Genomic DNA, 21,401 nt, shown 5'->3' with positions numbered 1-21,401 from the left:
CACCACGGCCTGCCCTTCCACGCCTGGGACGCCCTGTGGTAGAAACTGCAGTCCAGGGGGTTGTTCGCCTCCTCCAGCCGAGTTCGTGGAGCGGGTCGCGGTATTCGCCGTGTCCGGTCGTCCGAACTTAAGACGAGACAACTATTAAGGGGATCGGCTCGGTGAGCTCGATGTCTTCTTCTCCTCCGCCCAGCAGGCTGCGCCAGGTTGCACCCTGGGTGTGCGTCGCCGGCGTGCTTGCCTACGTACTCGTAGCGCCCGTCCTGTTCACTGCTACCGGCGCCAGCTCCTTGTGGCCCGCCTGGCTCGTCGGCATCGCCGCCGTCGGGCTCGCCGTGGCGGCCGCGCTGATCGCCGCGCGGTCCTCGCGGGACGACCTTGCCGCGCACGACGACCTGATCCTCGCGCACCGTCGTGCCGAGGAGCGCGCCGAGGCGGCCTCGGCCGCGCTCGACGCGCTGGCGAAGGAGCAGCTGCCCGCGTTCCTCGCCAGCGAGCCGGCCCCGCCCCTGCCGCATCTCCCCGGCGACGCCCACGCGCAGGCCCGGCTCGACGAGGCCGCCGCCATGCTCGCCCGGGTGCAGGAGGAGCGCGTAGCCCGCCGCGACGCCGTCCAGGTGGCCGTCGTCGCCCTGAGCCGCAAGGTCCAGGCGGCCGCACACCGCATCCAGGAGGAGGCGGCGCGCATGGTGCAGCGCCACCCCGCCGACCCGGACATCCTGCAGACCTCCATGCGCGTCGACCACGCGGCGGCCCAGCAGGCCCGCCAGGCGCAGAGCCTCGCGGCCCTGTGCGGCGAGTGGCCGGGCCAGCAGTGGAGCGAGCCGCTCCCGCTGCCCGACGTCGTCAAGGGCGCCGCCAGCCGCATCACAGCGTTCCACCGGGTCGAGGTGTCGGGCGACCCCGGCGTCGCCGTCTCGGCCCGCATCGTCGAGCCGCTCATCCACCTCGTGGCAGAGCTGCTGTCCAACGCCACGCAGTCCTCGCCGCCCACCACGCAGGTGCTCGTCGCGCTGCGCCAGGTGCAGCGCGGTGCCGTCGTCGAGATCGACGACTGCGGCGTCGGCCTCGACCTCAAGCAGCTCGAGCAGGCGCGCGACATCGCCTCCGGCAAGCGCGAGATCAGCATCACCGAGCTGGGCGAGATCCCGCAGACTGGCCTGGCAGTGGTCGGCACCTACGCTCGCCGCCACGGCTTCCGCGTGGACGTCACCGAGTCGGTGTACGGCGGGCTCCGCGCCATCGTCATGATTCCGGCCGAGCTCACCGAGGCAGTGGTGCCGTCGGGCATGCTCACGCCGGCTGCGAACCTGCCGAGCGCCGGCGCCCGGTCCACGGGTGTCGCCGCGCTGGCATCGAGCCGCACTGCCACCGCCGTCGTCGAGGCGCCGCTCGCACCCGAGCTGTCCACCGCGAAGCCCGCCGCCGACGACGAGTGGCCGGCTCCCGCGGCGCCCGACGCCGCGACCGTGGTTTCCGTCGAGCCGCTGAGCGCGCCCGACGACGTGGTCGACGACGAGGAGGAGACGCCTGTGGCCGGTGCCCCGGTGACGGCCCCTGGCGAGCTGCCCCTGCGCCCTGGGCGAGCCCGCCCTGAGGGTGATGAGTTCCCCGAGCCGGGTGCGCTTCCGCAACGGCGATCGCGCCGTGGAGAGGTGGACGTGCCCGACGACCGGACCAAGTCCCAGGAGCTCCGTACCGAAGCTCCTCGTCCCGCTCAGACGGCCGAGGAGGCCGGTGAGTGGATGGGCGCCTTCTTCAGTTCGAGCGAGGCGCGGTTCGGGGACTCACCAGACAGCAGCGAACCGTCGGCTGGAGCCGGCGGAATTTCGGAGGACCGATGACTACGCAGGCCGACGGCATGACGAGCACCGACGGCAACAGCTGGATGCTCGAGCTCATCAGTGGAGTGCGAGGGGTCAAGCATGTTGTGGTGCTCACCTCGGACGGGCTGATGAAGGTTCGGACAGACCAGACCCCGCTCGACGTGGCCGACAAGGTGGCCGCGGCATGTGCCGGACTTGTGGCGCTGGGAATGGGAATGAGCAGGGAGTTCGGGCACAGCGAGACGATCCGCCAGGTGATGGTGGAGTTCGACGGCGGATTCCTCTTCGTCCGGGGGGCCGGCGACGGCTCCCGCCTCGCGGTCGTCACAGAGACGGTGATCGACCCGGCGTTGATCGCCCAGCAGATGCAGGCCCAGGTCCTCATGATTGGGGAGCGCACCCTGGGCACGGAGCGGATCTCCAGCTGATCCCGCCTCGGCCGCCATACGGGAAAGCACTATTCGGGCCCAGCGCGGCTCGCGTGTTTCAGGCACCACCAGCTCGACGGATACCTGACCGACCGACAGGGGGCGAGGGGATGGACACCGAGGAATACCGCGACCACCCGGTGCGCTCGTACGTACTCACCTCGGGGCGTGCGCACCCGTCGCGGAACACTCTGCGACCGGAGACTCTTGTGCGCGCCGTCGAGAGCAGGCCTCTGCTCTCGACGGCGGGCCGGCTGGAGCGCGAGCTGGCGCAGCTGTGCCGCGGCACGCTCGCGCTCGCGGAGGTGGCGGCTTACCTGCAGCTACCGGTAAGCCTCGTGGCGGTCATGGTCTCGGACCTGGTCGACGCGGGACACCTGACGATTCGTTCCAACCACCAATCGCACGTCCTGCCCGGCAAGGACATCCTGGAGAAGATTCTCGATGGACTCCGCAAGCTCTGACCGCACCGCGCCCGGACCGCACCTGGCACCGACCGTTGCACGGTCGGTGAAGGTCCTGGTCGTGGGCGCCTTCGGGGTGGGCAAGACGACGCTGATCGGTGCCGTCAGCGAGATCGACCCGCTACGTACCGAGGAGCGCATCACCACGGCGAGCGTGGGCATCGACCCGGGGCTGCCGAACAAGGAGACGACGACGGTCGCGATGGACTTCGGTCGCATCACCGTGACCGAAGACATCGCCCTGTACCTGTTCGGCACCCCGGGCCAGCGCCGTTTCTGGGACCTGTGGGCAGGCCTGGCCGACGGCGCCGTCGGCGCGCTGGTCATGATCGACACGCGGCACCTGGAGGACAGCTTCGAGGTCCTGGACCAGCTGGAGCTGCGGACCAAGATCCCGTTCGCGGTGGTCGTCAACCACTTCCCGGACTCGCCGGACTACCCGCTGGAGCGGGTCCGTGCGGCGCTGGACCTGCTGCCCGAGACGCCGATCGTGGAGTGCGACGCCCGCGACCGGCAGTCCGCCGTCCTGACCCTCATCACCCTGGTCGAGCACGCCATGACCTTCCCCGTCTTCCAGAAGGTCAACGCGTGACGCTGTCCAGCGGACTGCACGGTCGGCTGGAAGACATTCCGGACCGGATGCGGCTGTCGGACATCACAACGGCCCGGGACCCGAACAAGCTCTACGAGCGACTCCGCGACGAGTGGGGCCCGGTGGCCCCGATGGACCTGGAGCCCGGCGTGCCCGCGTGGCTGGTGCTGGGGTACGACGAGGCGAGCAGCGTGATGCGCAACGAGCTGCTGTTCTCCCGCAACTCCCGCAACTGGCGATACGTCCAGGAGCGTTCCCTGCCCGCGGACTCGGGGGTGCTTGCCGCCCTGGCCCCGCGGGAGAACGCGTACTTCCTCGACGGGATCCAGCAGCGTCGGCTGCGCGCCCCGCTCGACGACGCCCTGGGAGCCGTGGACGAGAAGCGCCTGGCCCGCACCGTAGCGGTGACGTGCGAGGCGATCATCGACCGCCTGATGCCGCGCGGCGAGGCGGACCTCGTGAGCGAGTACGCCGTGGCGGTTCCCGTGATGGTCATGACCGAGATGTTCGGCATGAGCCTGTCGGACGGGAACAAGATGCACGAGCTCACCGATGCGCTGTCCGCCGGCAGGGAGAAGGCGCGCGCGGCCGCCGTCGAGCAGGAGGCGCTGCTGGTGGGGCTCGTGGCGACGCGCCGCGCGGAGCCGGGTGAGGACCTGACCACGGCCCTGGTGAACCACCCGAACCATGCGAACGACGTCGAGGCCATGGCCTCGATCGGCGTGATGTTCCGCCTCGGGCACGACGCCGAGATCGCGTGGATCGCCAGCACGCTGCACATGATCCTGACCGACCCGGCGTTCGCGGCCCGCTTGCGCCGCGGCCGGCTCGACCTGGACGACGCGCTGGACGAGGTGTCGCGGCGCAACCCGCCCGCGCCGCACGTGCTGCCGCGGTTCGCCCGGCAGGACTGCGAGCTGGGCGGGCGCCGGATCGCGGTCGGCGACGCCCTCGTCCCCGCCGTCGCCGCGGCGAACGCCGACCGGGCCATCCGTACGGACGACCCGTGGGAGGAGCTCGGCAGCCGGTTCCACCTCACGTGGGGCGCTGGCGCGCACGCGTGCCCGGCCCACCGGATCGGCCCGCTCATCGGACGTATCGCCGTGGACACCCTGCTGCGCCGCATCCTCGACATGCAGCTGACGGTGTCGTCGGACTCGCTCGAGATGTCGCTCTCGCCGTGGTCGCGGTACCCGCGCCGGCTGCCGGTCCGGTTCACGTCCCCGGCGTCGGGCGGCGTGGGCCAGGCCGAGCGCTGAGCGGGCGGATCGGGGCGAACGCCCAGGTCGGCAGACCTTTTCGGGTGCGCTCGACCGGGTGACCGCTCGGATGTCAGTGGTTCAGTCCATGATTGTGTCTGTGAGCGAGACGACAGGCATCCTGGAACCGGCAGACACGGGCGACGAGGCGGCGGCCCAGCGCCGATGGGCCGAGCTGGTCGCCCGGATCGAGGAGGACCGGCGGGCGTACTTCGAGGACGACGCACCGGTGTCGTCGGACGCCGAGTACGACGCGCGCATGCGCGAGCTGCAGGCGCTCGAGGCGGCCCACCCGGCGCTGGTGACGCCGGAGTCGCCCACACAGAGTGTCGGTGGCGCGGCTACGGCGGGGTTCGCGACTGTGGAGCACATCGAGCGCATGCTGTCGCTCGACAATGCGTTCGCCACCGATGAGCTCGCGACGTGGGCCGACAAGGTGCAGCGCGACCTCGGCACCGACCGCCCCGGGCTCCTGTGCGAGGTCAAGATCGACGGGCTGGCGATCTCCCTGGTGTACGAGAAGGGGAGGCTGGTCCGCGGCGTGACCCGTGGCGACGGGCGCGCGGGGGAGGACGTCACCGCCAACGTGCGGACCATCGCCTCGATCCCGCAGCGCCTCGCCGGCGACCCGGCCGCGCACCCGGACGTCATCGAGGTACGCGGCGAGGTCTTCATGACCACCGCCGACTTCGCGGTGCTCAACGAGAAGCTCGTCGCGGCAGGCATGGACCCCTACGCGAACCCGCGCAACACGGCCGCGGGCTCGCTGCGCCAGAAGGACCCGGCGGTCACCGCGAGCCGCAACCTGCGGATGTACGCGCACGGTGTGGGCACCCTGCAGTGGCAGGCCGGCGAGCACGAGCCCCTGGCGCGGCAGTCCGACGCGTACACGCTGTTCGAGCAGTGGGGCATCGCCGTGTCCCCGCACAACCGGGTCGTGCCGGGCCTGGACGGCGCGCTCGAGATGATCGACTACTTCCGCGAGCACCGGCACGACATCGAGCACGAGCTCGACGGGATAGTCCTCAAGGTCGACGCCCTGGAGCTGCAGCGCCGGCTGGGCTCGACCAGCCGCGCGCCCCGCTGGGCCATCGCCTTCAAGTACCCGCCGGAGGAGGTCAACACCCGGCTGCTCGCCATCCAGATCGGCGTGGGCCGTACCGGCCGGGCCACCCCGTACGCCGTGATGGAGCCGGTCAAGGTCGCGGGCTCCACGGTGCGCCAGGCGACGCTGCACAACCAGGACGTGGTGCGGGCCAAGGGCGTGCGGATCGGCGACGTCGTCGTGCTGCGCAAGGCTGGCGACGTCATTCCCGAGATCCTCGGGCCGGTGGCCGCCCTGGCCGACGACGGATACCCGCGCGAGGACTTCGTCATGCCCGCGAGCTGCCCGGAGTGCGGCACGCCCCTGCGCCCCATGAAGGAGGCCGACGTCGACCTGCGCTGCCCCAACGCGAAGTCCTGCCCCGCGCAGGTCCGCGGCCGGGTCGAGCACATCGGCTCGCGCGGAGGCCTCGACATCGAGGCACTCGGCGAGGTCACTGCCGCGGCGCTCACCCAGCCCGACGTCCCGGACACACCGCCCCTGGTCACCGAGGCAGGGCTGTTCTCGCTCACGCTCGACCAGCTGCTCCCCATCGAGGCAGTCGTGCGCGACGCCGAGACCGGCCTCCCCAAGGTGGACGACGACGGGGTGGCGCGCCGGCGTGCCCCGTTCCGCCGTCGGATGACCTACGGCAAGGCGCAGCGCGCGGCGGCAGAGGCCGCGGGCGAGACCCTGCCGGAGTGGGTGCCGTCGGCCAACGCGACCAAGCTCCTCGAGGAGCTCGAGCGTGCCAAGACGAAGGACCTGTGGCGCATGCTCGTCTCGCTGAACATCCGGCACGTCGGGCCGGTGGCGGCGCGGGCGCTCGCGGGCTGGTTCGGGTCCGTGGACGCGATCGAGGCGGCATCGGAGCAGCAGCTGGCGTCCGTCGATGGCGTGGGGCCCGTGATCGCCGCCGAGATCAAGGCGTGGCTGGCCGTTGACTGGCACCAGGAGATCCTCGCGGCGTGGCGCGCGGCGGGCGTCCAGCTGGCGACGCCTGGGCATCCCGGTCCCGCGGCCATGGCCGAGGCGGACACCGAGCCGACCGGCCCGCTGGCGGGCCTGACCGTGGTGGTCACCGGCTCGCTCCTGGACTTCACGCGGGACGGCGCCAAGGAGGCCATCCTCGCCGCGGGCGGCAAGGCCTCCGGCTCGGTGTCGAAGAAGACCGACTACGTGGTGGTGGGGGAGAACGCCGGGACCAAGGCGGCCAAGGCCGAGGAGCTCGGGGTGCCTGTCCTCGACGAGGACGGGTTCAAGGCGCTGCTGGAGGGCGGCCCGGAGGCGCTGTGAACCGGCGGGTCACGGCCGGTGTGGTGCGGCCACGACCTTGTGGGTCGACTCCAGGATCCTCTCCGACAGCTCCGTGCCCGCCGTGGCCCGGGCAAGCAGGAGCGCGCCGACCAGAGTGGCCACCATGGGAAGCCCGTCGTCGCCGTCGGTAGACAGCCACGCGGCGAAGTCCTCGACTCCGGCTGCGTAGGTCTCACGCACCTCCCCAGCCGTCGGCTCGCGAGCCACGTCGCCTGCGAATCCCGCGGTCGGGCAGCCGGTGCCGGGCTGGTCACGGTGCTCGGCCGACAGGTAGAAGTCGACGAGGGCGCCGCGCGCGCTGTCGTGATCGCCGTGGGTGGTATCGAACTCGGCCAGGAGCAGGTCAAGGTCCTCGAAGCCGGCTCGAGTCGCCTCGACGACCAAGGCCTCCTTGGAGGAGAACTGCTTGTAGAAGCCACCCGTGGTCAGTCCGATGGACTTCATCAGATCGGCGACGCTGATGCCGTTCACCCCGCGCTCCCGGAAGAGCCGGGACGCCGCGGCGACCGCGCGCCTGCGGTTCTCGATCGCTTGCGCCTGCGAAACGCGACTCATCAGCCACCTGCCTGCCAAGGTTAGATAGTAATCCGCATCTATCATACGCGACGTCCCGTGCGGCACGCCTGGGCGGTGGCCGGCGGCATCCGCGCGGTTGACGGGGCGACGTTAGATACCTATCGTCATCTAACGCAGGGCCGACATTCGGCCCGTTCGTCCACCGGACCAGAAATGAGACAACCCCATGACCACGCAGAACAAGACCGCCGTCGTCACCGGCGCATCCGCCGGCCTGGGCACCGCCTACGCGCAGCGGCTCGCCGACCGGGGCTACGACCTGATCCTGGTGGCCCGGAACACCGCGCGGCTGGAATCGCTGGCGTCGGACATCCGCAGCCGCACCGGCCGTGCGGTGGACGTCGTCCCCGCCGATCTCACCGATGCGGCGCAGATCTCCGTGGTCGAGGAGCGTCTTCGGACCGACGAGAGCATCGAGGTGCTGATCAACAACGCCGGCGCTGCGCTGCTCACGCCGCTGGCAGCCTCCGACGCGGCGGCCTATGAGGCGCTGATCAACCTCAATGTGACATCGCTGACCAGGCTGACCATCGCCGTCCTGCCGGGCCTGACGGCCCGCGGGCACGGAACCGTCGTGAACATCTCCTCTGCCATGGCTCTCAACGTCATGCCCTTCAGCGCCGTCTACAGCGGCACCAAGAGCTACGTGCTGACGTTCACCCAGGCCCTGCAGCAGGAGCTCGCCGAGAGCCCCGTCACGGTGCAGGCCGTGCTGCCGGGCGCTGTCCGCACGGATCTCTGGGACGGTTCCGGTGTCGACCTCGCGGCTCTTCCCGAGGAGATGGTCATGAACGTGGACGACGCCGTCGACGCGGCGTTCGCCGGCCTCGACGCCGGGGAGCCCGTCACGATCTTGTCGCTGCCGGACATCAGCGACTGGGAGTCGTTCGAGAAGGCGCGTCAGGCGCTCGTCCCGAACCTGTCGCTAAGGGTCCCGGCCGATCGCTACCTCACCCGTACTGCCTGACAAGCCACGCCCATACCGGTTCTGGCGGGCCGGCATGCCCAGCTGACCGGTCCGGGCCGGCGCAAGCCCCGGCCCTGACCGGTCCGGGCCGGCGCAAGCCCCGGCGCCACCGCGCCTACCTCACCTTCGTCACCACCGCCGTCACCCGGGAGGCCTAGGCCACCAGGCGGTCCACCGCCTCCGAGGAGAGGGCCTGGTCGACCGCCATGGCGCTCGCGCCCAGCACGCCGGCCTGCGTGCCGGTCCGCGCCGTGACGATGCGCAGGTGCTGGGTCGCCAGCGGCAGCGATCGCTGGTAGACCACCTCGCGGATGCCGGCCACGATGTGCTCCCCGGCGTCGGCCAGGATGCCGCCGATCACGATCATCGACGGGTTGAGCAGGCTGACGCTCGTGGCGAGCACCGCGCCGATGTCCCGCCCGGCCTGGCGCACGGCCTGGCTCGCGGCGACGTCACCCGAGCGCACCAGCGCGACCACGTCGGCGGGCGTCTTCGCGCCCTCCAGCTTGTTCGCGACGGCCAGCCCGCTGGCGATGGCCTCCAGGCAGCCGATGTTGCCGCACCGGCACACGACGTCGGTGACGCCCGGCACGGCGACGTGCCCGATGTCGCCCGCCGAGCCCTGCGCGCCGCGCCGTAGCGCGCCGTCGGCGATGATGCCGGCGCCGATGCCGGTGGCGACCTTGACGAACAGCAGGTCGGCCACGCCGGGCCAGGCGGTGCGGTGCTCGCCGAGGGCCATGATGTTGACGTCGTTGTCCACGAGCACGGGTGCGTGGAACCGGTCGCCGAGGATGGCGGGCACGTCGGCGTTGTCCCAGCCGGGCATGATCGGCGGGTTGTTCGGCTTGCCGGTGGCGTGCTCCACGGGCCCCGGCAGGCCGACGCCGACCCCGGCGAGCTCGCTGGTGGACCGTCCGGCCTCGCGCAGCAGCTCGGCGCCGGTCTCGGCCACGCGGTCGAGCACGAGGTCCGGTCCGTCGGTGATCAGCAGCGGCAGCTCGCGCTGCGCCAGGATGGTGGAGGCGAGATCGGTCACGGCGAGCCGGGCATGCGTCGCCCCGAGGTCGACACCCAGGACCACCCGCGCGGACGGCGCGAACGCGAAGGTCGCGGGCGGCCTGCCGCCGGTCGACGTCGCCTCGCCCGCCGGTGCGATGAGCCCGGCCGCCATGAGCAGGTCGATGCGCGCCGCGACCGTCGACCGGGCCTGCCCCGTCACAGCCGCGAGATCGGCCCGCGTGCGGGGCCGTCCATCACGCAGGAGCTGAAACATGTCTCCTGCTCCAGAGACCTTGGGTGCCTGCTGAACCGCGGCCCGTCCCACTTCCACCATGACTCTAGTCAATCATGGTCAACATAGTTGCGACTTTTGCTTGACGGTCGCCAAAAGTCCATCTACGTTCGATACATGGTCGACGTGGACCCAGAACCGACAGAGCAGCCGGCGCCGCAGCCCCTGCTGCGGATGCGTGGCATCGTGAAGGAGTTTCCCGGCGCGCGAGCGCTCGACGGTGTGGACCTCGAGGTCCGTCCCGGCGAGGTGCACTGCCTGCTGGGCCAGAACGGGGCGGGCAAGTCCACCCTGATCAAGATCCTGGCCGGGGCACACCAGCCCACGGCGGGCGAGGTCCTGCTCGACGAGGCACCGGTCACCATCCCGGACCCGGTGGCGGCCCTGCGTCTCGGCATCGCGACGATCTACCAGGAGCTCGACGTCGTCGACGGCCTGACCGTCGCCGAGAACATCTACCTCGGGCACGAGCTGGCGCGGGGCGGCGTCACCCGCCGGTCCGACGCCGCCCGGCGTACCCGCGAGGTCATGCAGCGCCTCGGCCACCCCGAGATCTCGCCGCATCGCGAGGTGGGCCGCCTGCCCGCGGCAGGCAAGCAGATCGTGCAGCTGGCCCGCGCGCTGTCCCGCGAGGCGCGTGTCGTGGTCATGGACGAGCCGTCCGCGGTGCTGGACTCCGAGGAGGTCGGGAACCTGCACCGCATCGTGCGCGAGCTCACGGCCGAGGGCGTGGCCGTCGTCTACATCTCGCACCGCCTGGAGGAGATCCGGCAGCTCGGCGACCGCATCACCGTGCTCAAGGACGGTCGTACCGTCGCGACGGGCCTGCCCGTCGCGGACACGCCGACCAAGGAGCTGATCCGGCTGATGACCGGCCGGTCGGTCGAGTACGCGTTCCCCGACCGTCCCGGCGTCCCGGAGGACGCGGCACCGGTGCTCGATGTCGAGGGCCTCGGGCTCGGAGCAGTCTTCGAGGACGTCTCCCTCACGGTCCGCGCCGGCGAGATCGTCGGCCTGGCGGGCCTGGTGGGCTCGGGCCGCTCCGAGATCCTGGAGACGATCTACGGGGCCCGGCGCGCGACGTCGGGCAGCGTGCGCGTGGGCGGCAAGCGCCTGCGCGCGGGTGTGGACGTTGCAGTCGCCGCGGGCATGGGGCTGTGCCCGGAGGAGCGCAAGAGCCAGGGCCTGCTCCTGGACGAGCCTGTGTACCGGAACATCACTCTCTCCACCTTCGCGCGCCTGGGCCGCGGGGGACTCCTCGACGAGGGGGCCGAGCGTGCGGCGGCGCGCGAGCAGGTCGAGGCCCTCGACCTGCGGCCCGCCTCGGTGGACCGCGACGCGCGCACCCTGTCCGGCGGCAACCAGCAGAAGGCGCTGCTGGCGCGCTGGCTCGTGCACGGCTGCCGCGTACTCCTGCTCGACGAACCCACCCGGGGCGTCGACGTCGGCGCGCGCGCCGAGATCTACGGCCTGATCCGGCGGCTGGCCGACGCGGGTACAGCCGTGCTCGTCGTCTCCAGCGAGATCCCGGAGGTGCTCGGCCTGGCGGACCGGGTTCTGGTCATCTCCGACGGCCGCGCGGTCCACGAGGGCCCGGCCGACGAAATCGACGAGCACGCCGTGCTCGACCTGGTCATGGAAGGAAGTGTCGCGTGAGCACACGATCGGCCCTGTCAGGGCCGGCACTGCGAATGGGCGGCCTCGTGCTCGCCCTGGTCCTGCTGTGTGTTGTTGGGATCGCCACCACCGACGGGCGGTTCGCCAGCATCGGCAACATCACCACGATCCTGAGCCTCGCCGCGACGATCGGCGTGGTGAGCATCGGCATGACGTTCGTCATCACCGGCGGCGGCATCGACCTGTCGGTCGGCTCGGTGCTCGGCCTGGCGACGGTGTGGGCGTCCACCCTGTCCACCCAGTACATGGCCGAGGACTACGGCTGGTGGGTCATCGTCCTGACCGCGCTCGTGGTCGGGCTCTGCGCGGGGCTGGTGAACGGCGCCCTCGTCGCTTACGGCAGGGTGCCCGCGTTCATCGCCACCCTTGCGATGCTGGCCGCGGCCCGCGGTCTGGCGGAGATCATCGCGGGGCGGCGCACCCAGATCGTCGACGTGGATCCGTTCCTCGACGTCTTCCGCGGCGATCTCCTCGGCCTGCCGATGATCGTGTGGATCTTCGTCGTGGTCGCCGCCGCCGGATGGTTCCTGCTGAACCGCACCACGTTCGGCCGGCGCACCATCGCGGTGGGCGGCAACCCGGAGGCGGCCCGTCTGGCGGGCATCAAGATCAAGCGGCACACCCTGTACCTGTACGGGCTCACCGGCCTGACGGCGGGGATCGGCGCCGTGATGATGCTGGCCCGCACGACTGCGGGCTCCTCGACCCACGGCACGCTCTACGAGCTGGACGCCATCGCTGCGGTGGTCGTCGGTGGCACGCTGCTGGCCGGCGGCCGCGGCACCATCACGGGCACCGTCCTGGGCGTCCTGATCTTCGCGACGCTGACGAACGTCTTCGTCCTCAACAACCTCGACAGCTCGGTCCAGGCGATTGCCAAGGGCGCGATCATCGTGGCCGCCGTGCTGCTCCAGCAGTGGTTCGCCTCGCGCGAGAGGGCGACGAGCACGTGAGCCCGTCGTCACCCCGTCCGCGCGCCTCCGAGCGCGCAACCGAGTTCGTGCACCAGCCAACCCAGCAGCTCCACCCCGGATCAAGGGAGATCACCATGACTTCTGTCCGAGCAGTACGCACGCGCCGGGCCTCCGGCGCCCTCGTGGCCGCTGCCTGCGCCGCGCTCGTCGTCGCCGGCTGCACCAGCAACGAACCCCGCGAGACCGAAGACACCGCCACCGGTCCAGTCACGGTGACGGAGAACGACGAGCCCGGCGACGAAGTGGTCATCGGGTTCTCCGCCCCGGCCGCCGACCACGGCTGGATGGGCGCGATCACCAGCGCCGCCCAGGCCGAGGCCGACAAGTACGAGGACGTCACTCTCCAGGTTGCCGAGGGCACCAACGACGTCAACGTGCAGATCAGCCAGGTCGAGGGGTTCATCAACGAGGGTGTCGACGCCATCGTGCTGCTGCCGTTCGACGGCGCCGCACTCACCGAGGTGGCGCTCGAGGCCATGGAGGCTGGCATCCCGGTCATCAACGTGGACCGCGAGTTCACCAGCCCGTTCGCCGCCCGCACCACCGTGCTGGGCGACAACTACGGGATGGGCGTGAGCGCCGGCACCTACATCTGCGAGCGGCTGGGTGACAACCCGGACGCGGTGGTCGCGGAGATCGCCGGCATCGACTCCCTGCCGCTGACGCAGGACCGCAGCGACGGCTTCAAGGACGCCCTCGACGACTGCGGCCTGGACGTCGACGCGCGCGTCGCCGCCGACTTCACGGTCGAGGGCGGCGAGGAGCAGACGGCGAACCTGCTGTCGGCGGAGCCGCAGATCGATGCCATCTGGAACCACGACGACGACCAGGGCGTCGGCGTGCTCGCCGCCATCGAGAACGCCGGCCGCGACGAGTTCTTCATGGTCGGCGGTGCGGGGTCCATCAACATGATGGAAGAGATCCAGTCCGGGGAGAGCGTCGTCGAGGCGACCGTCATCTACCCGTCCACCCAGGCCGCCGACGGCGTCAAGCTCGCCCGCCTGATCGCGCAGAACAAGACGGTGGGCGACCTCGCGTCGATCGGCGTGCCGCGCACCGTCCAGCTCCACGCGCCCGTCGTGACGGCGGACAACGTCGAGGAGTACCTGTCGGTCGGCTTCGAGTCCTGACGCAGTGACGTCCAGGACGACGCCCTCTCGGGCGTGCGACACAGCGGGTGAGCCAACGGCGGGGGAGGCGCGGTATGAGTACCGGTAAGAGCAACGAGCTCGGGGTCGGCATGGTCGGCTACGCGTTCATGGGGGCGGCGCACTCGCAGGCCTGGCGCACGGCGCCGCGGTTCTTCGACCTGCCGCTGGTGCCGCGCATGCGCGCGGTCGCGGGGCGGGACGCTTCGGCGGTCCGTGCGGCTGCCGAACGCCTGGGCTGGGACGACGCCGTCGTGGGGTGGCGTGACCTGCTGACCCGGGACGACGTCGGCCTGGTCGATGTCTGCACGCCCGGCGACGCGCACGCCGAGATCGCGGTCGCCGCGCTGGAGTCGGGCAAGCACGTGATGTGCGAGAAGCCGCTGGCCAACAGCGTGGCCGAGGCGGAGACGATGGTCGCCGCAGCCGAGGCGGCCGCGGCGCGGGGGGTGCGCGCGATGGTGGGGTTCACCTACCGCCGCGTGCCTGCGATCGCTCTGGCCCGGCAGCTGGTCGAGCAGGGGCGGATCGGCCAGGTGCGCCACGTGCGCGCGCAGTACCTGCAGGACTGGATAGCGGACCCGCAGGCACCGATGTCGTGGCGCCTCGACAAGCAGAAGGCGGGTTCGGGGGCGCTGGGCGACATCGGCGCCCACGTCGTCGACCTGGCGCAGTACGTCACGGGCGAGTCGCTCACGGGGGTGAGCGGCCTGCTCGAGACCTTCGTGCACGAGCGCCCGGAGGCGGCGTCGTCCTCGGGTCTGTCGGGTGTGGCTGACGCCGGCCGCACGGCCCGGGTGACGGTGGACGACGCCGCGGTGTTCCTCGGCCGGCTGTCCGGCGGTGGGCTGGCGAGCTTCGAGGCGACACGCTTCGCGTGGGGCCGCAAGAACGCGATCCGGCTCGAGGTCAACGGCTCGAAGGGCTCGCTGGCCTTCGACTTCGAGGACATGAACCTGCTGCACTTCTTCGACGCGACGGAGGAGGCGGCGACGGCGGGCTTCCGCCGGATAGTCGTCACCGAGCCGGAGCACCCGTACGGCGGCCACTGGTGGCCGCCGGGGCATGGGCTCGGTTATGAGCACGCGTTCACGCACCAGGTGGTCGACCTGATGGGGGACCTGGCCGCCGGACGGCAGCCGACGCCGTCGTTCCGCGACGGCCTGGAGGTCCAGCGGGTGCTGGACGCCGTCGAGCGCAGCGCGGCCGCCGGAGGGGGGTGGGTTCCCCTGCCGTGAGCGAGAGCGTTTGCCGTACCGCACCGCACTAGGACTGACCCGTCTCGATGAGGAGCTCCAGGTGAGAAACGTGCAACGAACCCGCCGCATGCTGCGGTCGGTGATCGCGGCAGCAGCCGTGACCGCTCTCGGTATCCCGGCCGCGCTGGCGGCCGCCGTCGAACCACCGGCGTCGGCGGTCCAGGGGGCGCCGGACGGTGCGGCCGCCGGCTCGGCAGGCGACACCGCGGCCGAACCCTTCGACGCGCTCGTCTTCTCGAAGACGGCGGCCTTCCGGCACGGCTCGATCCCCGTCGGTATCGAGGCGATCTCCCAGCTCGGTGCGGAGAACGGCTTCACGGTCACCGCCACCGAGGACGCACGCGTCTTCTCCCAGCGCGGGCTCGCCCGCTACGAGGTGGTCGTCTTCCTGTCCACCACGGGTGACGTGCTGAACGCCAGGCAGCAGGCGGCGTTCGAGCGGTACATCCAGCGTGGCGGTGGCTACGCGGGCATTCACGCGGCGTCGGACACGGAGTACGACTGGCCCTGGTACGGCGAGCTTGTGGGTGCCTACTTCAGCGGCCACCCGGCGATCCAGGACGCGACGATCGACGTCGAGGACCACACGCACGCTTCCACGGCGCACCTGCCGGACCGCTGGGAACGGCGCGACGAGTGGTACAACTTCCGCTCCAACCCGCGGGATGACGTGCACGTCCTGGCCAGTCTCGACGAGGACAGCTACGACCCCGGGTCCGGGGCGATGGGGGACGACCACCCGACGGCGTGGTGCCACGTGTACGACGGCGGCCGCTCCTGGTACACGGGCGGCGGGCACACGAACGAGTCGTACGCGGAGCCGGCGTTCCTGCAGCACCTCTTGGGCGGCATCCGGACCGCCTCCGGCGTCGTCGACTCGGACTGCACCTGATACGCGTGGTGCGGGGGCGGGCAGCACGCCCGCCCCGCACCGCAGGACCTGCGCACCTACGACGGAGGAAAACATGGCACGACCGATCACCCTGTTCACCGGCCAGTGGGCCGACCTGCCGCTGGAGGAGGTGGCACGCCTCGCCTCGTCCTGGGGCTACGACGGTCTGGAGCTGGCCTGCTGGGGTGACCACCTCGACCCCTGGCGCTGGGACGACGACGAGTACGTCGCCGGGCGCCTGGAGCTGCTGGAGCGGCACGGCCTGAAGGTGTGGGCGATCTCCAACCACCTCAAGGGCCAGGCCGTCTGTGACGACCCGATCGACCAGCGGCACCGCGACATCGTGTCGGACCGGGTGTGGGGCGACGGCGACCCCGAGGGCGTGCGGCGGCGCGCCGCGGAGGAGATGAAGAACACCGCCCGTCTCGCCGCGAAGCTCGGCGTCAAGACCGTCATCGGGTTCACCGGCTCCGCGATCTGGAAGTACGTGGCGATGTTCCCGCCGGTGTCCGACGCCGCGATCGAGGCCGGGTACCAGGACTTCGCGGACCGCTGGAACCCGATCCTCGACGTGTTCGACGAGGTCGGCGTCCGGTTCGCCCACGAGGTGCACCCGAGCGAGATCGCCTACGACTACTGGACAACCGTGCGGACCCTGGAGGCGATCGGCCACCGCGAGGCGTTCGGCCTGAACTGGGACCCGAGCCACATGGTGTGGCAGGACCTGGACCCGGTCAGCTTCCTGTGGGACTTCAAGGACCGGATCTACCACGTGGACTGCAAGGACACGAAGAAGCGCATGACGAACGGCCGCAACGGCCGGATGAGCTCGCACCTGCCGTGGGCGGATCCCCGCCGCGGCTGGGACTTCGTGTCGACCGGGCACGGCGACGTCCCGTGGGAGGACGCGTTCCGGATGCTCAACACGATCGGCTACGACGGCCCGATCTCCGTCGAGTGGGAGGACGCCGGCATGGACCGGCTCGTCGGCGCGCCGGAGGCACTCGAGTTCGTGCGCTCGCACGCGTTCGACGCACCCGACTCGGCGTTCGACGCCGCGTTCTCGACCCGCTGACGCCGTCGACGACGTGCCGACAGGTCTGACAGGGAGGTACGACCAGGAGCGAACAGGTACCACCCGGCGTCGCTAGCACGACGCGGGAGAAGCAGGAAGACCGGGCCCCGGACGAATGGGATGCGAACGAGGCCCGGCCGGCGTGACGAACTCGACGAGGAGCTGCATCACGTATGAAGACTATCCAGGTTCGCGCCCGCGCGCGGCAGAGCAAGACGTTCGCGGCGCTCGCCGCGACCGCGCTGGTCGGGGTGGCGCTCGTGGCCACGCCGTCGGCGACTGCCCAGGAGACCCTCGACGGAGCGGCCGCTGCCGCCACCGACTGGGGCAACTACGAGAAGATCCTGCTCACCAAGGACGTCGGTGAGCCCATCGACATGGCTGTGCTCCCCGACCGGAGGGTGCTGCACACGGCCCGCAACGGCGACGTGCGGGTGACCGACCCGGCCACCGGGGTCACCAGGCTGGTCAACACCCTCGACGTGTACGCCAACTCGGAGGACGGCCTGCAGGGCATCGCCCTGGCGCCGGACTTCGAGACGAGCAACGAGGTCTACCTCGTGTACGCGCCGCGGGACGCCGACGGCGACGGCGTGGCGGACACGCCGTCGGGCAACGCGCCCAACACGCTGCCCGCGGGTGAGGACGAGAGCTACTGGGACCGGTGGGTGGGCGTGAACCGCCTGTCGAGGTTCACCTGGACCGGCGACGCGCTGGACCCGGCCTCGGAGCAGCCGATCCTCGACGTCGAGGTGCAGCGCGGCCAGTGCTGCCACGTCGGCGCGGACATCGACTTCGACGGCGACGGCAACCTCTACCTCTCCACTGGCGACAACACCCCCGCCGGCACGCCGGGCGCCAACGGGTACGCCCCGAACAACGACGCCCCGAACATGAACCCGGGCTTCGACGCCCGTCGCGGTGCAGGGAACACCAACGACCTGCGGGGCAAGATCCTGCGGATCGACGTGAAGGACGACATCGCGGCCGGTACGCCGCCGGGCCAGGGCAGCACTTACGACATCCCCGCGGGCAACCTGTTCGCCCCGGGCGCCGAGGGCACGCGCCCCGAGATCTTCGTGATGGGCGTGCGCAACCCGTTCCGCATCGATGTGGACCCGGAGACCAGCTCGCTGACCTGGGCCGACTACGGGCCCGACGCCAGCGCGGCGAACCCCGACCGGGGGCCGATGGGCTACGTGGAGTGGAACGCCGTGGGGCTCGACGACCCGCACAACTCCGGGTGGCCGTACTGCCACGGACCGAACGCGGCCTACAACGAGTGGAACTTCGAGACCGCCACGCCGGGCGAGTTCTTCGACTGCGCCGCGCTGCAGAACAACTCCCGCTGGAACACCGGTCTGACCGACCTCCCGCCGGCCCGCACGGCGACCCTGTACTACGGCGACCAGCCGGGGCAGCAGCCGCGTGACGAGCTCGTGAACTTCGGCTCCGGCACCGGGCAGGGGCCCATGGGCGGCCCGGTCTACCACTACGACGCGGACGAGACGGCGCCGGGCAAGTTCCCTGAGGTCTGGGACGGCAAGGCGTTCTTCGGCGAGTTCTCCCAGGACTACTACGCGGCGTTCAGCGTGGACTGGTCCACGTTCGAGGTCGGGGAGATCGAGGACTTCTTCCCGAACACGGCGCTGGAGGCGGCGGGCATGTTCCGCAACGACAACCCGATCGACCTCGAGTTCGGCCCGGACGGTTCCCTGTACGTGCTGGAGTACGGCGACGGCTTCTTCCGGCAGAACCCGGACTCCGGGCTGTACCGGATCGACTACGCGGAGGGCAACAAGGCGCCTCAGGCGCAGTTCACGGCCACGCCCTCGTCGTCGTCGTCCGCACCGGTGGAGGTCTCGTTCGACGCGTCCGCCTCGAGCGACCCCGACGGTGACGCGCTGACGTACGAGTGGGACTTCGACGGCGACGGCACGTTCGACGCCAGCGGCGTCCAGGCCACCCACACCTACACCGAGCTCGACCTGTACACGGCCAGACTTCGGGTCACCGACGCACGCGCCAAGTTCTCGCTGACCTCGCAGGAGATCAGCGTCGGTAACCAGGCACCCGAGGTCACCGTCGACTTCCCGGCCGACGGCGGGTTCTTCGACTGGGGCGACGCGGTGCCGTTCCAGGTGACCACGCAGGACGCCGAGGACGGCACCGAGACCGTCTGCAGCCGGGTGGCGTGGTCCTACGGGCTCGGTCACGACGAGCACGCCCACCCGGAGGTGTCCGGCACGGGCTGCACGGGTGTCCTCCCGACCGACCCCAACTCCCCGGAGCACGGCGCCGACGCGCACCTGTACGGCGCGGTGGTCGTCACCTACACCGACAACGGGGCCAACGGCCTGCCGTCCGCCGCCGGCGAGGCGACGCTGCGCCTGAACCCCAAGCTGCAGCAGGCCGAGCACATGAACGCCGAGGGCACCACCGAGCTGGTCCAGGACGAGGCGGCCTCGGCCGGCGCGTACCTGACGGGCCTCGGCGAGGGCGACTCGCTCGCCCTGCAGCGGGTGAGCCTCCTCGGCATCGACGGCGCCACCGCGACGGTGCGCGGCAAGGGCAAGCTCCAGCTGCGCTGGGACTCGCCCACGGCCAAGCCGTTCGCGACGGCGAAGCTGAGCTCGCGCACGTGGCAGGAGCTCGACCTCGCGTTCGACGCCCCCGAGGGCACCGGAACGCTCTACATCACGGCGGCCGGCGATCTCGCCGTCGATGCGGTGACCATGGTCGGCGCGGGCGTCGGGACGCCCCCAGCGGCCGCACAGGACTCGACCGGCCCGTCCGGGGCCGCTCGGACAGAAGGAGAGCAGTGATGGAACCACGCACTGACGTCGACCGCAGGAACTTCCTGAGGCTGGCGGGCGGCACCGTAGCCGTAGGCGCGGCGTCTCTCGCCGGCGCCGCCCTCGCGGGCAGCGCCGCAGCTTCCACCCTCGCCCCGGCGACGACGGCCGCCGCCACGGGCCGGGTGCTCGTACCGCCGGGACAGATCGGCATCCAGCTGTACTCGATCCGGGACAAGGTGTCCTCGCTCGGCTTCCGCGCAGTGTTCGAGCGGCTCTCGGCCATGGGCTACGCGGAGGTCGAGTTCGCCGGGTACACGCAGAACCAGGTCGGACCCATCACGCCGCAGGAGATCCGGCAGCTGCTGGACGACAACGGCCTGCACGCCGTCGGCTCGCACCGCGGCATCGGGGACTTCGTGAACAACATCGAGCTGGAGCTCGACATCGCCCAGATCCTGGGCATGGAGCACGTGGGTACGGCCAACGCGCCCACCGCGGACCGCACGATCGCCGGCTATCTCGCCGCGGCCGAGCAGTTCAACGGGTTCGGGGCGGCAGCGGCCGCCCGCGGCCTGAAGTTCTACCAGCACAACCACGACGGGGAGTTCAGCTTCGCCACGGACAACCCGGACGTGCGCCTCTACGACGTCTTCTACGACAACACCGACCCCGCGACGGTGTTCCTCGAGATGGACGTCTACTGGGCGTTCGTGGGCCAGCACCGGTACCCGGGCTTCGAGCCGGTGGACTACATCAAGCGCAACCCCCAGCGGTACCCGCTCCTGCACCTCAAGGACGGGGAGGTGAACCCGGAGAGCACCGCTGGCTACGACATCGTGGAGTTCGGGGCCGGCGACCTGCCGTTCACCGAGTTCCTGTCGGCGCTCGCGGGCGGCGGCAAGCGGCACGGCATCTGGGAGCAGGACAACGCCGCGTCGAAGCCGGCACCGGGCTTCCCGGTCGACTCGTTCGGGAACGCCCAGCGTTCCTACGTCGAGATCCGGTCGCTGCGGCGCTCCTGAGCGCGTGAGCGGGTGAGTGAGGGGTGTGGTCGACGCCGTCCGGCGTCGGCCACACCCCTCACGCCGTCCGACGGCGGCGCCTACCGGCTACCGGGCGCGGAGGAGCACCACGTCGTCGTGCTCCAGGCCACCCACCACAGAGGTGCGCTTCCCGATCACCTCTGGGGGGTCTCGGTCCTTGCGGGGGAAGTCTCGGTGGGGGCGGGGGACGCCGCCCCAGGCTCGGATGTCACCTGCCCCGAACGTAGTACGGGGGTCGCGGAGGTGAACGGGACGCCCGAACGGAAAATGTCGGTGCGCGGCGGGGCAACGGTGGGTCGGTCGGGTGCTGGACACGGGTGCGGGAGACCAGCTGGCGTGTCCGCCGTCACAAGCGCTGTTCGAGTGGGTGCCATGGCATGTTCAAAACACACCTGACCTGCGGAAACGTGGTGTGCCGCAGGCCACCTCGGCTGAGTTGGCGCGTACGCCGGAACGTGTGTAATGTTCTCCAGGTCAGCCCGACGGGCAGACGGACACCAGCCGGAAACGGCAGGGTGGCCGTGCCGGGGCTGGAACCCACATCGCAAGATCGAGGAACTTTGTGTTCCCCGGAATTGGTGGGGTTGCCGAATTCGGCAGGCGGGTTGCAATTCCTTCCAGTTCTGAGAACGGAAGCGAATTTGATCGGCCGAAAGAATCTGGTAAGTTTGAGGAACTGCCCCGGGCAGGGAAGTGATCGGGAAGATTGCGGCTCTGACGGTGTGCGT

The 21,401-nt window shown here is 70.9% G+C and carries 17 protein-coding genes; 15 read left to right on the top strand and 2 right to left on the bottom strand.

Features of this window, described 5'->3' with window-relative positions; genetic code table 11:
* Positions 1-170: 170 nt before the first annotated feature.
* The 6 genes from IE250_RS20375 (at position 171) to ligA (ending at position 6,949) form a co-directional block, all read left to right on the top strand.
* On the top strand, positions 171-1,844 hold the full coding sequence (locus tag IE250_RS20375; RefSeq protein ID WP_189671146.1) for an ATP-binding protein: 1,674 nt from the start codon (positions 171-173) through the stop codon (positions 1,842-1,844).
* Positions 1,841-2,254, top strand: coding sequence for a roadblock/LC7 domain-containing protein (locus tag IE250_RS20370; protein WP_229872631.1), 414 nt, complete (start codon positions 1,841-1,843; stop codon positions 2,252-2,254). The genes IE250_RS20375 and IE250_RS20370 overlap by 4 nt, the downstream gene beginning before the upstream one ends.
* A gap of 110 nt (positions 2,255-2,364) precedes the next feature.
* A complete protein-coding gene (locus IE250_RS20365) occupies positions 2,365-2,718 on the top strand; it encodes a DUF742 domain-containing protein (protein WP_189671145.1) in 354 nt (117 codons plus the stop codon).
* Positions 2,699-3,310, top strand: a complete 612-nt coding sequence (locus IE250_RS20360) for a GTP-binding protein (protein WP_189671144.1) — start codon at positions 2,699-2,701, stop codon at positions 3,308-3,310. The genes IE250_RS20365 and IE250_RS20360 overlap by 20 nt, the downstream gene beginning before the upstream one ends.
* Positions 3,307-4,569: a cytochrome P450 family protein gene (locus IE250_RS20355; protein ID WP_189671143.1), complete on the top strand. Its 1,263-nt coding sequence runs from the start codon at positions 3,307-3,309 to the stop codon at positions 4,567-4,569. The genes IE250_RS20360 and IE250_RS20355 overlap by 4 nt, the downstream gene beginning before the upstream one ends.
* Before the next feature lie 88 nt (positions 4,570-4,657).
* Positions 4,658-6,949, top strand: a complete 2,292-nt coding sequence (gene ligA / locus IE250_RS20350) for an NAD-dependent DNA ligase LigA (protein ID WP_189671142.1) — start codon at positions 4,658-4,660, stop codon at positions 6,947-6,949.
* A gap of 9 nt (positions 6,950-6,958) precedes the next feature.
* On the opposite strand, the gene IE250_RS20345 is transcribed toward ligA, so the two are convergent.
* Positions 6,959-7,525: a TetR/AcrR family transcriptional regulator gene (locus IE250_RS20345; RefSeq protein WP_189671141.1), complete on the bottom strand. Its 567-nt coding sequence runs from the start codon at positions 7,523-7,525 to the stop codon at positions 6,959-6,961.
* A gap of 187 nt (positions 7,526-7,712) precedes the next feature.
* Here IE250_RS20345 and IE250_RS20340 point away from each other — a divergent pair, with 187 nt between their 5' ends.
* Entirely contained in the window at positions 7,713-8,513 is an 801-nt protein-coding gene (locus IE250_RS20340; RefSeq protein ID WP_189671140.1) for an SDR family NAD(P)-dependent oxidoreductase, read from the top strand.
* 154 nt (positions 8,514-8,667) lie between these two features.
* On the opposite strand, the gene IE250_RS20335 is transcribed toward IE250_RS20340, so the two are convergent.
* The gene (locus tag IE250_RS20335) at positions 8,668-9,789 is read right to left on the bottom strand and encodes an ROK family protein (protein WP_189671139.1); all 1,122 of its coding nucleotides are present in this window, start codon (positions 9,787-9,789) and stop codon (positions 8,668-8,670) included.
* A gap of 135 nt (positions 9,790-9,924) precedes the next feature.
* Here IE250_RS20335 and IE250_RS20330 point away from each other — a divergent pair, with 135 nt between their 5' ends.
* From IE250_RS20330 to IE250_RS20295, 8 genes are all read left to right on the top strand, one after another.
* On the top strand, positions 9,925-11,463 hold the full coding sequence (locus IE250_RS20330) for a sugar ABC transporter ATP-binding protein (protein ID WP_189671138.1): 1,539 nt from the start codon (positions 9,925-9,927) through the stop codon (positions 11,461-11,463).
* A gap of 35 nt (positions 11,464-11,498) precedes the next feature.
* Positions 11,499-12,437 (top strand): ABC transporter permease, encoded by a 939-nt coding sequence (locus tag IE250_RS20325; protein ID WP_189671272.1) that lies wholly within the window; start codon positions 11,499-11,501, stop codon positions 12,435-12,437.
* A gap of 95 nt (positions 12,438-12,532) precedes the next feature.
* Positions 12,533-13,588 (top strand): substrate-binding domain-containing protein, encoded by a 1,056-nt coding sequence (locus tag IE250_RS20320; RefSeq protein WP_189671137.1) that lies wholly within the window; start codon positions 12,533-12,535, stop codon positions 13,586-13,588.
* Between the two features lie 74 nt (positions 13,589-13,662).
* Positions 13,663-14,844 carry a Gfo/Idh/MocA family protein gene (locus tag IE250_RS20315; protein ID WP_229872630.1) on the top strand — a complete coding sequence of 394 codons (1,182 nt, stop codon included), beginning with the start codon at positions 13,663-13,665 and terminating at the stop codon, positions 14,842-14,844.
* 61 nt (positions 14,845-14,905) lie between these two features.
* On the top strand, positions 14,906-15,757 hold the full coding sequence (locus IE250_RS20310) for a ThuA domain-containing protein (RefSeq protein WP_229872629.1): 852 nt from the start codon (positions 14,906-14,908) through the stop codon (positions 15,755-15,757).
* Positions 15,758-15,830: 73 nt separating this feature from the next.
* Complete coding sequence (locus tag IE250_RS20305) at positions 15,831-16,832, top strand: sugar phosphate isomerase/epimerase family protein (RefSeq protein ID WP_189671136.1); 1,002 nt, start codon at positions 15,831-15,833, stop codon at positions 16,830-16,832.
* A 173-nt stretch (positions 16,833-17,005) separates the two neighbouring features.
* Positions 17,006-19,657: a PQQ-dependent sugar dehydrogenase gene (locus tag IE250_RS20300; protein WP_189671135.1), complete on the top strand. Its 2,652-nt coding sequence runs from the start codon at positions 17,006-17,008 to the stop codon at positions 19,655-19,657.
* Positions 19,657-20,652 (top strand): sugar phosphate isomerase/epimerase family protein, encoded by a 996-nt coding sequence (locus IE250_RS20295; RefSeq protein ID WP_189671134.1) that lies wholly within the window; start codon positions 19,657-19,659, stop codon positions 20,650-20,652. The genes IE250_RS20300 and IE250_RS20295 overlap by 1 nt, the downstream gene beginning before the upstream one ends.
* Positions 20,653-21,401 lie beyond the last annotated feature (749 nt).

Source organism: Promicromonospora soli (assembly GCF_014653785.1).
GTDB classification, from domain to species: Bacteria; Actinomycetota; Actinomycetes; order Actinomycetales; family Cellulomonadaceae; genus Promicromonospora; species Promicromonospora soli.
This window is presented reverse-complemented; position numbering and strand designations above follow the sequence as displayed.